The 13229-nt window shown below is 51.3% G+C and carries 11 protein-coding genes; 2 read left to right on the forward strand and 9 right to left on the reverse strand.

Translation table 11 applies throughout. The features are described from left to right. Positions 1-63: 63 nt before the first annotated feature. Genes nifK through nifB form a run of 4 tightly spaced genes read right to left on the reverse strand, consistent with a single transcriptional unit; the run spans position 64 to position 5351 of the window. A complete protein-coding gene (gene nifK / locus C2I18_RS06380) occupies positions 64-1623 on the reverse strand; it encodes a nitrogenase molybdenum-iron protein subunit beta (protein WP_249900421.1) in 1560 nt (519 codons plus the stop codon). Next, positions 1620-3077 (reverse strand): nitrogenase molybdenum-iron protein alpha chain, encoded by a 1458-nt coding sequence (nifD, locus tag C2I18_RS06385; protein WP_249900422.1) that lies wholly within the window; start codon positions 3075-3077, stop codon positions 1620-1622. The genes nifK and nifD overlap by 4 nt, the downstream gene beginning before the upstream one ends. 24 nt (positions 3078-3101) lie before the next feature. Further along, positions 3102-3968, reverse strand: a complete 867-nt coding sequence (gene nifH / locus C2I18_RS06390) for a nitrogenase iron protein (protein ID WP_249900423.1) — start codon at positions 3966-3968, stop codon at positions 3102-3104. Between the two features lie 6 nt (positions 3969-3974). Continuing rightward, positions 3975-5351: a nitrogenase cofactor biosynthesis protein NifB gene (nifB, locus tag C2I18_RS06395; RefSeq protein ID WP_249900424.1), complete on the reverse strand. Its 1377-nt coding sequence runs from the start codon at positions 5349-5351 to the stop codon at positions 3975-3977. A gap of 640 nt (positions 5352-5991) precedes the next feature. Here nifB and C2I18_RS06400 point away from each other — a divergent pair. Then, a complete protein-coding gene (locus C2I18_RS06400; RefSeq protein ID WP_249900425.1) occupies positions 5992-6819 on the forward strand; it encodes a TerC family protein in 828 nt (275 codons plus the stop codon). Positions 6820-6895: 76 nt separating this feature from the next. Here C2I18_RS06400 and C2I18_RS06405 read toward each other — a convergent pair whose 3' ends face one another. From C2I18_RS06405 to C2I18_RS06420, 4 genes are all read right to left on the reverse strand, one after another. Continuing rightward, positions 6896-9238: a YcdB/YcdC domain-containing protein gene (locus C2I18_RS06405; protein ID WP_249900426.1), complete on the reverse strand. Its 2343-nt coding sequence runs from the start codon at positions 9236-9238 to the stop codon at positions 6896-6898. A 243-nt stretch (positions 9239-9481) separates the two neighbouring features. Further along, entirely contained in the window at positions 9482-10204 is a 723-nt protein-coding gene (locus tag C2I18_RS06410; RefSeq protein ID WP_249900427.1) for an ABC transporter permease, read from the reverse strand. Between the two features lie 23 nt (positions 10205-10227). After that, the gene (locus tag C2I18_RS06415; protein WP_249900428.1) at positions 10228-11004 is read right to left on the reverse strand and encodes an ABC transporter ATP-binding protein; all 777 of its coding nucleotides are present in this window, start codon (positions 11002-11004) and stop codon (positions 10228-10230) included. Continuing rightward, positions 10985-12025: an ABC transporter substrate-binding protein gene (locus C2I18_RS06420; RefSeq protein WP_249900429.1), complete on the reverse strand. Its 1041-nt coding sequence runs from the start codon at positions 12023-12025 to the stop codon at positions 10985-10987. Before C2I18_RS06420 ends, C2I18_RS06415 begins: the two co-directional genes overlap by 20 nt. Positions 12026-12529: 504 nt before the next feature. On the opposite strand from C2I18_RS06420, the gene C2I18_RS06425 reads away from it, so the two are divergent. Continuing rightward, the gene (locus tag C2I18_RS06425; protein ID WP_249900430.1) at positions 12530-12715 is read left to right on the forward strand and encodes a hypothetical protein; all 186 of its coding nucleotides are present in this window, start codon (positions 12530-12532) and stop codon (positions 12713-12715) included. Between the two features lie 129 nt (positions 12716-12844). On the opposite strand, the gene C2I18_RS06430 is transcribed toward C2I18_RS06425, so the two are convergent. Continuing rightward, a complete protein-coding gene (locus tag C2I18_RS06430; RefSeq protein WP_249900431.1) occupies positions 12845-13225 on the reverse strand; it encodes a LytTR family transcriptional regulator DNA-binding domain-containing protein in 381 nt (126 codons plus the stop codon). Between the last annotated feature and the right edge of the window lie 4 nt (positions 13226-13229).

Here is a 13229-nt window from a genome sequence, read left to right on the forward strand (position 1 = left end):
CATTTTTTCAGTAATTTTCATCACTATTTTCATCGAACACTTTGTCTAATCAGACTATACGTTTTACCTTACCAGATCATAATTGAAGCCGGAGTTATTGCGGTCCAGCTCATCCAGAACCGTATTTACAATCAGCCCGATTAAATTCAGCGCTCCCTGATACCCGATAATCGGATGTCGGTGCATGTGATGGCGGTCAAAGATCGGAAAGCCTACCCGGATCAGCGGAACACCCGCATCTTTGGCGGCAAACTTCAGGTGGGAGCTGCCGATGGCCAGATCCACAGGGTCGTTCAGCAGCAGGGAGCGCATATGCCACAGGTCGTTCCCCACATAGACGGCCGCCTCTGAGCCGTAAGGGCTGGCTGACAGAAGCGCCTCCGCTTCCTCTTTGAATTTCACACCGTCAAAATCCACATCACCGTTGGAGCAGACAATATGCACCGGCTCCATGCCGGTCTCCAGGCAGAAGCCGATCAGGCCAATGAGCAGGTCAGGATCGCCGACAAGCGCAACCCGTTTGCCGTGAATGTACGGATGGCTGTCTGTAAGGGCATCGACCACCCGGCCCCGTTCTTCTGTCAGCGATGCCGGAACCGGAAGTCCTGTCAGCTCACTGATTGCCTCCAGCAGCTTGTCGGTACCTGTGATTCCAAGCGGCGCAGATAGGGCAGAAATCTGCTGTTTCCAGGTTCCGCTGATGTACTCTTGGGTTTTTCTCAGCGTGTATTTCTGCAGGGATAATGTGCCAAGCGCCTTCGCGGCCAGCGGAACATCTTCAAGCTTTGTGCCGCCGTAGTAGTATTCGTATTCACCTGTGGCAGGTGAATCATAATTGCCGCTGTGATCACCGAGCAGGGTGTATTTGGTATCAAAAGCATCCAGAATTTTGCGGATCTCGGCAAAGTTGCCGGTATAGGGCTCGAAGCCGAGCATCACGTTCAGCTTTTCCCCTGTTTCTTCACCCCTGCCCGGAGCCGCCTCAACACCGGAACGTTCATACAAGTAGCTCAGAATGCCCTTGAGCATGGAATCATAGCCGGTAATATGGGAGCCGACGAAGCTTGGCGTATTGCAGAAGGCTACCGGGAAGTCCTCTGCAATGACTCCCTTTTGGCGGGCATTGCCGATAAACGCGGACAAATCGTCACCGATAACCTCGGCCATGCAGGTCGTACAGACCGCCACCATCTCCGGTTTGTACAGCGCCACACTGTTCTCCAGGCCGTCAATCAGGTTGTTCATGCCGCCGAATACCGCTGCATCTTCCGTCATGGATGAGGAAACTGCCGGTGTCGGCTCTTTAAAATGGCGGCTTAGATGACTGCGGAAATACGAGTTGCAGCCTTGGGAGCCGTGTACGAAGGGCAGTGTCTTCTCGAAGCCGAGCGCGGCCATAATCGAGCCCAGCGGCTGGCAGGCCTTATGCGGATTAATAACCACCGCTTTGCGGCTGAAATTCTTCTCCATATACTCTGCAGATTTCGAATAGGCGAGCGCTTCCGCTGTCTCCTGCTCACTGCAGGGTGCTTCGAACTGCTGCTTGTTGAGCCGCTGCTCGACGAACCGGTGCTCCGAGAACAGCGTGTTATAGTCCGGTATATCCAGTTTGTCCTTGCTCATATGCTCGCCCCCTCTTTTTGGACCGGCGTCTTCTTCCGGATCAGATTCCAGACCGGACTGTTCACAGTCATATCCATATCCTTGGCAAAAATCTTGAAGCCGTCGAAGCCGTGATACGGTCCGCTGTAATCCCAGGAATGCATCTGGCGGAACGGGACACCCATTTTGTGATACACGTATTTCTCCTTGACTCCTGAACCTACCAGATCGACATTCATCTTCTGGGCCAGCTCCTCCAGCTCATAAGCGGTCGGGTCATCCATAATGATCGTGCCTTCCTTCATCATCGGGAAGGTTTTTTCGTAGTCATCCTTATGGGCAAACTCATAACCCGAGGCGACGATATCCATGCCCAGATCCTCATAGGCGCCAATGGTATGACGGGAACGCAGGCCGCCGATCATCAGCAGCACTTTCTTATTTTCAAGACGCGGTTTGAATTTATGGATAATCGCATCCATGGCCGGCTTATGCTTGGCAATCATCTTCTCGCAATTTTCCTGGATCGTCTCATCGAATAATGCGGCAATGGCCCGCAGGCTCTCATAGGTTTTGGAAGGGCCGAAGAAGTTGTATTCCATCCACGGAATTCCGTAGGCCTTCTCCATATGCTCCACCATATAGTTCATGGAACGGTGGCAGTGAATCAGATTCAGCTTGGCCTTGTGGGCGATCTCCAGTTCATTCAGGGTACCGTCACCGGACCACTGGGCAATGACCCGCAGACCCATTTCTTCCAGCAGGATACGTGAAGCCCATGCATCACCGCCGATGTTGTAGTCACCGATAATATTGACATCATAGGGTCCCGTTTCCGCCAGGTCCGCTTTGCCGAGCACAAAATCACGGATTGCATCATTGGCGATATGGTGCCCAAGCGACTGGCTGACACCGCGGAAGCCTTCGCAGCGGACCGGCACCACCGGCATTTCCAGCTCCTTCGCCATTTTTTTGGAGACTGCTTCAATATCATCGCCGATCAGGCCGACCGGGCACTCCGATTGAACCGAGATCCCTTTGGCCAGCGGGAACATTTCCGTAATCTCGCGCATAATGACTTCCAGCTTCTTATCACCGCCAAAGACGATATCCGTCTCCTGAAAATCACTTGTAATCTGCATCGCGGTAAAATTATCAATCCCCAGTGTCCCGTTCGCATAGTTGCGGCGCGTGCCCCAGCTGTACTGGCCGCAGCCGATCGGGCCGTGGCTGATGTGAACCATATCCTTGATCGGGCCCCAGACCACGCCTTTGGAGCCTGCATAGGAGCAGCCGCGCGGTGTCATGACGCCGGGACGGGATTTGATATTGGACTTCAGGGCACAGGTGCCGCAGGATTGCGATTCTTCAGTATTGATCTGGTAATGCTTCTGGCGGTCTTTCCGCGCCTTTTGGGGATAGGCTTCCAGCACCTCTTCTACCAGCTTTTTATTTGCCTCGATATCCAGTCCCATTGGGTTGACCCTCCTTCTTTAAGCTTATTGTCCGGAAGCCTGCAGCTTCTTGATCGCAGCTTCTTCGTCCTCGATGATTCCGAATTCCATCAGCAGCTCTTCCAGCTCCTCCATGGAGATCGGGGTAGGAATGGTCAGCATTTTGTTGTTGAGGATTTTCTCGGCCAAAATTTCGTATTCCTTCGCCTGTTTATGCTCAGGGTTATACTGGGCAACCGTCATTCTGCGCAGCTCGGCATGCTGGACAACATTGTCGCGCGGCACAAAGTGAATCATCTGCGTATTCAGGCGGCGGGCCAGCTCTGTGATCAGTTCATCTTCGCGGTCCGTGTTCCGGCTGTTGCAGATCAGTCCGCCAAGCCGTACCCCGCCGCTGGTCGCATACTTCAGAATCCCGCGGGCGATATTATTGGCTGCGTACATCGCCATCATCTCGCCGGAGCAGACAATGTAGATCTCCTGGGCCTTGTTCTCGCGGATCGGCATGGCGAACCCGCCGCAGACCACGTCACCCAGTACATCGTAAGATACAAAGTCCAGGTCACTATAAGCGCCTTCCTGCTCCAGGAAGTTGATGGCTGTAATGATCCCGCGGCCTGCGCAGCCGACACCCGGTTCAGGTCCGCCGCACTCTACGTTGATAATGTCGCCGAAGCCTGTCTGCAGCACATCATCCAGCTCCAGATCCTCTACCGAACCCAGCTCAGCCGCCAGATGCAGTACCGTCTGCTGCGCTTTGGTGTTCAGAATGAGCCGGGTGGAGTCCGCTTTCGGGTCACAGCCGACGATCATAATGCGCTGTCCGAACTTCGTCGCTAACTGAGCCAGGGTGTTTTGCGAAGTCGTGGATTTACCGATACCGCCTTTACCGTAAAAAGCTATTTGTCTCATTGTTCATCATCCCTTCGAAATGTTTGTATTTTCAAAATAAGAGCTGTACTTGACGCTTTCGAGAATCGCCTCCTGTATTCCGCCTTTGCGGACTAAGGGCAGCACTCCGGCTTTGTTCAGGCTGGCCCGCGGGCCGTCACCGATTCCGGAGCAGAGCAGAATGCGGCAGTCGCTTACAATAGAGATAATTTCCTGCAGTGTTCCGGCTTTGTCGCCGTTGCAGTCGGCTGTGCCATGGCAGTACGCCTGAATCTTGCGGACACCGATCAGCTTCACCTCTGTACCGTCGGTATCATAAATCAGGAACTCTGTCGCATGCCCGAAATGCTGGTTAACCTTGTCGCCGCCCCGGGTAGCCACTGCGAGTCTTGTTTTGTGCGCGCTGTCCCACTGGCCTTTGGTTCTTGCCCGTCTTGCACTGGCCCGTTCACGGATTTTGGAATCCAGATCACTCTGGAAAAGCGCCCTCGCTTCCGTGTTGATGATCGGATCAGCCTCCATGGCCTCAAGCGGAAAGTCCCCGTTGCGGTCCTGGCCCAGCAGCCCGATCGCATCCGCCCGGCACTGCCGGCAGTGGCGCATCACCTTCATCCCGTCACGCCCCAGCAGCTCCTGCAGATTGTGCAGTTCCTTCGGACGGGGGGCTTTGCGGCCCTCCGCTTCATACTGGCTCCCCGGTGCGATTATCAGCGGAGTTACATTGTGCAGCGTGGCCCCGAGCTCTTTTACTCTTTTGGACACGGCAGGAAGATGATGATCGTTGACCCCCGGAATCATAATGGAATTGACTTTGACGAGAATCCCCAGCTTCGCCAGCATCTCCAGGCCTTGCAGCTGACGCCCGATGAGCAGCTCCGCCGCTTCCCGTCCTTCATACCGGATCCCCTCATCGTACACCCAGGGATAAATTTCCCGGCCGACCTCTGGATCAATCGCATTGATCGTAATTGTGACATGGCGGATACCCAGCTCAAGGATTTCATCCACATGCCGGTAAAGCGTAAGACCATTCGTGCTCAGGCATAGGGCTACATCAGGCACATGCTTTTTCACCCGGGCAAAGGTATCGAAGGTCTGCTCCGGATTGGCCAGCGGATCACCGGGACCGGCAATGCCGACCACCGAAAGCTGCATGAGCTGGGCGGCCACGCCCTTTACCTTGCGCTCCGCCTGATCCGGTGTCAGCACTTCGCTTACAACACCCGGCCTGCTCTCATTTACACAGTCAAATTTGCGGTTGCAGTAGTTGCACTGGATGTTGCAGGCGGGAGCAACCGGGATATGCATTCTGGCATAATACCGGTGGGCCTCCTCGCTGTAGCACGGGTGGCGGCTGATCTCCTCCTCTGCTTCATTGGATATGCACGGCGACGGCTGCATCATTTCCCACCTCCTGAAAGTCTGTTTTGGTTGGCCTGAAATCAGAAACGACAGAGACTGTGACTGGATAGTTTCAGTGTTTGTAAGGTTTCATTACAACGGCTATGCTTGATCTCTTGAATTAACTTCATCATATTTTCAAGCCCCCTTATCGTCAATGTGAAACAAGCTTAAAAAGCCTATATTTTCCTTATGTTTGCATTTTCGCCATATCAAACGTTATGTTAATTGACATACACATACCATGTTTCCGTTTCCATTCTTCTCACGATTTCAGCAGTTATTTGTTTTATCAGCCATTGACAACGACTCTCAGCTCATATATGATACTTTTAGTAATCACGCAAATCACAAATTTAATATATCCCGTAAAGGGGAGTAGCTGAGTAATATAAGAGTGCAGTATAGCGCTTTGGCCTGTACTTCTTATATCTAAATAAAGTCGTCAATACGAGAATATGAGGATATTCTCCGGCTTTATTGGCAATTAACCATTGTTAGCGAGACCTTTACCAAATAGGTTAGACCTTTATCCCAAAGGCTGATCTGTTTGGTAAAGGTCTTTTTTATATAAATTTGGTTACACTAAGGATGTTGTGGGTATCTTTTCAACATACTTACATCCATATGAGGGGGAAAGTTAATGGATTGGGGATTATTATTAGAGTATGGCTGGGTACTGCTCGTTCTGGTAGCACTGGAAGGGCTGCTCGCCGCAGACAACGCACTTGTATTGGCAATTATGGTCAAACACCTTCCGGATGAAGAGCGTAAAAAGGCACTCTTTTACGGATTGGCAGGAGCGTTTGTGTTCCGGTTCGGATCACTGTTCGTTATTTCATATCTGGTCGATATCTGGCAGGTACAAGCTATCGGCGCAATCTACCTGTTGTTCATAGCCGGTAATCATATCTTCCGAAAACTTCTGATTAAGAAGCCGGTCACGGATGAAGCCAACGAGAGCGGCACCCAAAAAGCTGTCGACAAAAAGAAAGCCGGTTTCTGGTTTACTGTACTGAAGGTTGAAATAGCTGACATTGCGTTTGCCGTTGACTCCATTCTGGCGGCGGTTGCCCTTGCTGTAGCTCTTCCGCCAAGCGGCATCGGCCACATCGGCGGTCTTGACGGCGGCCAGTTCCTCGTCATCTTCGCCGGCGGATTTATCGGTCTGATCATCATGCGGTTTGCAGCTTCCTTCTTCGTTAAACTGCTGCACACCCGTCCGGGTCTCGAAATCGCTGCCTTCTTCATTGTAGGCTGGGTAGGGGTTAAGCTCGCTGTTATCACACTGGCCCACCCGTCCCTCGGCGTTCTGTCTGAAGACTTCGCCCACAGCACCTGGTGGAAGACAACCTTCTACGTTGTTCTCATTATCATCGCCGCTACAGGCTGGTTCATGAGCAACAAGGTTGAAGAAGTAAATACAGGCGAAAACCCTGTTAAGGAAATCGATAGAGAGCTTGGCAAATAATAAATAAACATAAAGATCGGCCTGAGGTTCAGCTGTACAGCTGCACCACAGGCCGATCTTTTGTATTTCTGTGTAATCAGTATCGTTCACCAATGGCCTGATCGACCCTGCCCTGCAGCTCCACCAGCTTCATGACGATGGCAGCGGCCTGCGCCTTGGTTACATTCTGCTGCGGATTGAATTTGCCGTTCTCAGCCTGCAGCAGCCCCAGTCTGACCGACAGAGCAGCTGCTCCTTTATCCTGGATGGCAGCACTGTCACTGAATCCGTTCAGGACAGCGTCATCCTGCAGGAAGGCAGAGAGCTTGGTATATTTCAAAAATGTGACCAGCGTGACAGCCAGCTCTTCACGGGTAAGCTTCTTCTCCGGCTGCACAACCTCATCGCTGCTGATCCATGAACGGGTGACGGCATAATTAATCGCGTTATAATACGGACTTTCGGGATGTACGCCTGCAGCATCCTTGGCTTCACCAGAGGAATAGCCGGAGAAATACGGTGTCGATGCTTTGGCAATGATGGTGTACCAGTCCCCTACCGTAATTTCCTGATCCGGGTTAAGCTTCCCTTCTTCATCAGGTGTCAGCACACCATACTTCAGCAGCTCAGTAAGCTGCTTCTCCGCAGGATGTCCCTTAAGATCAGCAGCAGAGTCCGCTTTTGCACTCAGCCCTGCACCTTCATACACGGTCACCCATTTGCCTGACACGGCATCGAGCACTCCAAAAGGCCTGTCGGAATCTTTTTGCTGCGGACTGTATACAAGCTTAATCTCCGGTTCAATATAGCCGGTCATGTAATAGCCCCCGATACGGCTGTATTGCAGCTTTAATTCATACATATCCAGGTAGCTTTGCAGCGCTTTAGCCTTGGGAACCGCCGGCACCGGAGGCTCTGCAATATCCTCGACTCCCGAGTCGCCTCCGCCATAATAGGCCGTTACTACTCCGTAATTATCAAGCTGAAGGGTAACATACCCGTCATTTACCGGAATACCTTGGTGGTAACGGATGAACTGGTACCGGTAACCTTGTTCTTCCGGGAGCACGCTCCAGGTTCCGCCGTGCTCAATCAGCTTGAGTTCACTGCTGGCATTGTTATACAGACGGCTGATCAGCGCAACCGCTTTTTGCTTCGCTTCAGCCGGTGTCAGCTTCTTTCCCGCAGCTTGAGCCTTTGGTTTATCGTTAACCGCCGAAGAAAACTGGTCCAGCTGAAACTGGCTGATTTCGCCTGTAGAAGCGTTAATTACTGCAAAAGAACGGCCGGGCATGCCTCCCCGCATATCCCCCATAGCATCTCCCCAGTTCAGCATCCACTGATTCTCACCCTTCTTCAGATAAGAAGGACTGAGCGTTTGGGAGACCAGCTTGCGCTCCTTGGGCAGTCCTACAGCTTCCTGCACCCGCTTGGCCGCTTCCTCGGCGGTAAGCTCTTTACCGGAACTTACCGGCTGGAATAGCTGCTTGCCTGGCGGAACAGCCTCATAAGACAGCGGGCCGTCAGCAGCTTCGCTGCCTTCAGAGTCGATTTTGCGGCCGCTCTGGGCATCAATCGCATATACAGACTGCTCCTGAGGCTGCCAGCCCAATACCCACTTCTTAATGGTTCCATTCTTGTATACCGGGATATAGGAAAGTGCGACCTCAAAGCCATCCTTAAATTTCTTCTCCGCCTGCTCCAGCGTAACCGCAGGTTTGGCAGAAGGATACTGCTTTGATGTAGATGGTTTGTTAAAGCTAGTTACATTCCCGTCGCCGTCCAGGACAATCATCAGGGAATCGGATGAGGGAAGCCCGTTCTTCAGCAAATTGAAACTGAACGAATGCTGTACCGGCCCGAACAGCGCCTGACCATTCCCTACATAAACCGTGTTCTCGTCCAGCTGCAAATCACCGCTCTTCAATGAAGGTGCCGCTGCGGTAATAAAGCTCTTTGCCTTCTCCAACGCTTCTGCCCGCGTTACCTTTGGAGGATAATAAGAGACATCTTCGGCAAAAGGGAAGTGGAGATATGTAGATATTAAATCTCCGTTCATGGCATCGACCGTACTTGAAAACCCGTAGCTCGAGTTGCCAATACTGTATTGCCAGTTGATGTTCCAGATCATCTGATTCTCTGCAGGAGGGTAAACGGTCCCATTGTCGCCCAGCTGAACATTGGATACGGTTGCATCTTGAAGTGCAGGGAATAATTTACGCACCTTGGCCACTGCTTCGTCCTTAGTGATCTTCGCATCCGCCGGATCCGGCGTCCCCTTGCTTACAGTTTCTCCTGCAGCCTGCTGCAGCCCCTCTGCCGGCGATACCGCCTTGACGGATTCTGCCGCAGCTAAGTTACCAGGCAGCAACAGGGCCAATGCCACCGTAGTAATCAGTGCAGCTTTGGTCGTCTGATGAATAATTTGGTTACTCTTCAAAAGGTCATCCTCCTTAAAGTTGTAATGCTTGATAAAACTGGATACAAGCAGATCTCTTTGATTATACCCCTGATTAGTACAATTTTCCATATTTTATTGGTCAAAGGAAATCCGAACAGCTGCAGCGGGCTGCAGTTTCAGGCTGTCAGACTGCACAGCAAACAGCCTTTTCTCTACCGCTTAAGGGTAAGAAAAGGCTGTTGATACGAGACTTATAATAGCGGCACAGGTGAACGTCTCCCGTTACCTCCGCCATTTCATGAACTTGTAATCCAGCAGGTCAACCAGCAGAAACAGCACAAACCCGACAAAGCTGAACAGCAGGATTCCTGCATACATCTCCGGATAATCCAGCCGCAGCCAGGCATCCATGATGAAGAAGCCCATGCCGTGCTCTGTTCCGTAAATTTCGGTAAAAAACAGCACGGAGATCGCGGTGCCCAGAGAAATCCGGATGGTACTGAGGATAACGGACAACGCTCCAGGCAGGGTCACATTCCAGAATTTCTGGGCAGAACTGGCACCGATGCTTGTCAGGACATCATACGTGCTCTCCGGGATGGCCTTGATGCCGTCCCGGACGGAAATAATGACCTGAAAGAGCAGAATCAGCATAATCATCAGCACCTTGGAAGTTTCGCCAAGACCGAAGAACAGCATCACCACTGGCAGCAGGGCAATTTTGGGTACAGGATAAGTCAGATAGACTACAGGATCGAGCAACCGGTTCCAGAGCGGGGAGCGTCCCATGAGCAGTCCGACAAGCAGCCCCAGGATCAGCGCCAGCAGGACGCCTTCAAAAATCCGCAGCAGACTGTATCCGACATTCTGCGCTACATCCGCCGCCCCCAATTCGAACATGGCCTTATAAACTGAACCGGGGCTGGGCAGAATGGCATGATCCATCAGCAGAAAGGCAATATACCAGAGAACATTCATGCACAAAAATACGAATAATAACCGCAACAAGTGAAATAACCGCTGTCTGTTCACCATTTTTCCTGCATTACCTTTCTGATCGCCTTGGCCTGCTCAAAATACTCATTACTGTCCCGCTTGTCTGTATGCTTCATTCCAAATACGCCTGTATTATCAAGGATTATGGGAGCGTCCTGTGCCGCCGGAGCCATCATGATGATCTTCTGGCCCAGAAGGATTGCTTCTTCCACATCGTGGGTAACGAACAGGGTCGTTGCCGGATGCGCCTGCCAGTTATCGAGAAAAAGCTGCTGCAGCGCTTCGCGCGTAATGGCATCCAGTGCCGAAAACGGCTCGTCCAGCAGCATAATAGTCGGGCGGATGGCAAACGCCCGGGCAATCGCCACCCGCTGCTGCTGGCCTCCGCTCAATGAGAGGGGGTAACGGGCGGCCAGGTCTGCAATGCCCATCGAGGTTAGCCAATAGGTGATCTGCGCCTCCCGTTCCTCCTTCCCCGTACCTGCAGAATTTGTAATTTTCATTGCAATCCGGATATTATCGCGGACTGTTTTCCAGGGCAGCAGCCCGTAATTCTGCGGGACCAAGCCGATCAGCGTGTCCTTGTCATGGACGGATTTCCCGTTGAAGGACAGTTCTCCTTCATAGCCGGGCAGCAGGCCGGCTATGGCCCGCAGCAGTGTCGACTTGCCGCTGCCGGACGGGCCGATAACCGTGTAGATGCCATGCTCCGGCAAAGCCAGATTCATTTGCCCCAGAGCCAGCCGGCCGCCTTTATATTCTACTTGAAGCTCCTGAATCTGCAGCCCGCTATTCCTTAAACTGGACATCGGAGATCACTTCTTCAGCCGAAATAGTTTTGGTTAAGAGCCCCTTTTCCCGTGCCCATGCAAAAGCAGCCTCCACTTCCTTCACATCCACCTGATTGGCAGGCAGGTATTCCGGCACTGTGATCTCGTCCTTCAATGTCTCCGGATATCCCACTTCCTCAATAATCAGGTCAATATATTCCGTTTGATCATGAGACTTCATATATTCAACAGCTTCATCATAGGCTGCATACATATCACGGATCGCCTGTGCTTTGGCATCAATTGCGCTCTGCGGGAATGCCAGTACGAACGGGTTCACGCCGGCGGATACCGTAGAGCTGAGCACGCGCAGACCGGAGGTTACACCCATCGTGACAAACGGTTCAGGCAGAATAGCCGCGTCAGCCTTCTTGTTCTTCAGCAGCTCAAGCCGGGTTGGAATCTGCGGTACCTCAGTCACGGTAATGTCGTCTTCCGTCAGTCCCGCCTGCTTCAGCATCATCGCCACGGTATACTGGGTAGAGGTGTTCTTGGACAAAATCACCGTCTTGCCCTTCAGATCCTTTACCTCTTGCACTTCGTCATTGCCGGTCAACAGATCAAATTCCCCTGTAGTTGTACTGGTAATCTTCACATCCAGTCCGGCTTCGTTGTAAATCGAGATCGCCACCAGATCCGCACTGATTCCGTCCAGCTTACCGGCCTGGAACGCTACATCACGGTCTTTGGCACTTTTAAAGGTCTGGATATCCAGGTTCACATTATGCGCTGTATCAAACCCCTGCTCGTGGGCAATGATGAACGGAATAGCGTCTATGGAAGGCAGCAGACCCAGCGACAGCGTTGCAGCTTCAGCCGGTGCCCCGCTTGGCTCCGGCGTTCCTCCAGTATTGTCTGCGGCATTCCCCGCACCGGCGCCGGCAGCATTATTACCCGCGTTGTTTGCAGCATTGTTATTACCGCAGCCTGCTGCCACCATACTGACCGCAGCGATCAGCATTAACAGCATCATCAGGTTTTTCAGGTTCCTTCTCTTCATGAATCTTCTTTGCCTCCATCTCATTCTCTAGTAATATCCCGCATGCGTAATTATTCACATACCTGCATGCAAAGACCCCTATGCTTCCCCGGGAAGCACCAAACAATGCCATTTTACACCTATTGTCCTATTTTGTATATTTATAAATTTTAAATATTAAGCCTCGACAGAACAGACCGGTGTTGCCTGATCCGTGAAAGCGTTAGAGCTTTTTCTGCTTCCCCTGTGCTTTCCCTGTGCTTTTTCCGCCGGATTTTTCCTTGGTTCATAACCCGCCGAAATTATCCGGATCAGCTGATCTATAGCGGTCAATCAATTGTCCTCTGTACAGAGACAACAATCTTTTGTATGAGCACAAAACCTTCCAACCATCATATTCCGTTAAAAAAATTTGTCTTTTCAGAGCGGACACCCCTTCCAAAAAGATGAAGTTATGTTATAATGTAAGCGTAACCAAAGTTGTTCATAAAAACTATTTTTCATCTCTCAAGGAGGATGAACGCAATGCTGGCAGGACTGAAAGAATTCAAAAATTGGGTAACCGGAATGTGGCAGCCGGGAATGGATTCGGACCAGGAGGACTATTGGAAAATGGAGTACTCCATGAATCATCATCTGCACACCTCAAGAGTTCCAAGCCCGCTTACTTACGAAGAAGAGTCCCGCATCAAGACGGTTAAATATCAATAGTCTCAGCGCAGAATATATATAATTAACATAGGCCGCCAGTGCCGGAAGCTCCTTCCGGATGCTGCGGTCTTTTATTGTTGCAGTCAGGGAAATGCCGGAAGATAAAAAAAAACTACCCCGGAGGATAGATCAATTAAATACCACTTGTGAATTGGTTTCTCCAACAAGCTGGCACACTTTTTTGAGTCCGCTCTTGGACATCGTACAGTATTTGGAGTTCTTCGTACGTTCCCGCTCGAAATAAGCGATTTTAAGAAAAGTGTTAATCTCCACAATATTCCGGATGTTGATGCTGTTGTTGCGGTCGGCAAGATAAAAGGTATAACCTGAAGCATTGAGTACTCTTGTCCAATACTTTAGTGTGCCGGTCGTGTAATAAACAGAATCTACAGTATGCAGTAAAATAATACTCGCTGAACTTTCTGTGCCAAGAAAGATAATATCCTCAGCTTTTACAGAAACAAGGCCGGAACGTCCCTCTAAATCTCTGGTTGCGCTAATAATACACATTTTA

The sequence above is a fragment of the Paenibacillus sp. PK3_47 genome (assembly GCF_023520895.1).
GTDB lineage: Bacteria > Bacillota > Bacilli > Paenibacillales > Paenibacillaceae > Paenibacillus_AQ.

Bases quoted from the DNA above. Each gene is read 5' to 3' on its own strand.
- C2I18_RS06430 (WP_249900431.1), bottom strand. From the start codon at position 13,225: ATGTGTATTATTAGCGCAACCAGAGATTTAGAGGGACGTTCCGGCCTT.
- C2I18_RS06420 (WP_249900429.1), bottom strand. From the start codon at position 12,025: ATGAAGAGAAGGAACCTGAAAAACCTGATGATGCTGTTAATGCTGATC.
- nifD (WP_249900422.1), bottom strand. From the start codon at position 3,077: ATGGGACTGGATATCGAGGCAAATAAAAAGCTGGTAGAAGAGGTGCTG.
- C2I18_RS06400 (WP_249900425.1), top strand. From the start codon at position 5,992: ATGGATTGGGGATTATTATTAGAGTATGGCTGGGTACTGCTCGTTCTG.
- C2I18_RS06415 (WP_249900428.1), bottom strand. From the start codon at position 11,004: ATGTCCAGTTTAAGGAATAGCGGGCTGCAGATTCAGGAGCTTCAAGTA.
- nifK (WP_249900421.1), bottom strand. From the start codon at position 1,623: ATGAGCAAGGACAAACTGGATATACCGGACTATAACACGCTGTTCTCG.
- nifB (WP_249900424.1), bottom strand. From the start codon at position 5,351: ATGATGCAGCCGTCGCCGTGCATATCCAATGAAGCAGAGGAGGAGATC.
- nifH (WP_249900423.1), bottom strand. From the start codon at position 3,968: ATGAGACAAATAGCTTTTTACGGTAAAGGCGGTATCGGTAAATCCACG.
- C2I18_RS06425 (WP_249900430.1), top strand. From the start codon at position 12,530: ATGCTGGCAGGACTGAAAGAATTCAAAAATTGGGTAACCGGAATGTGG.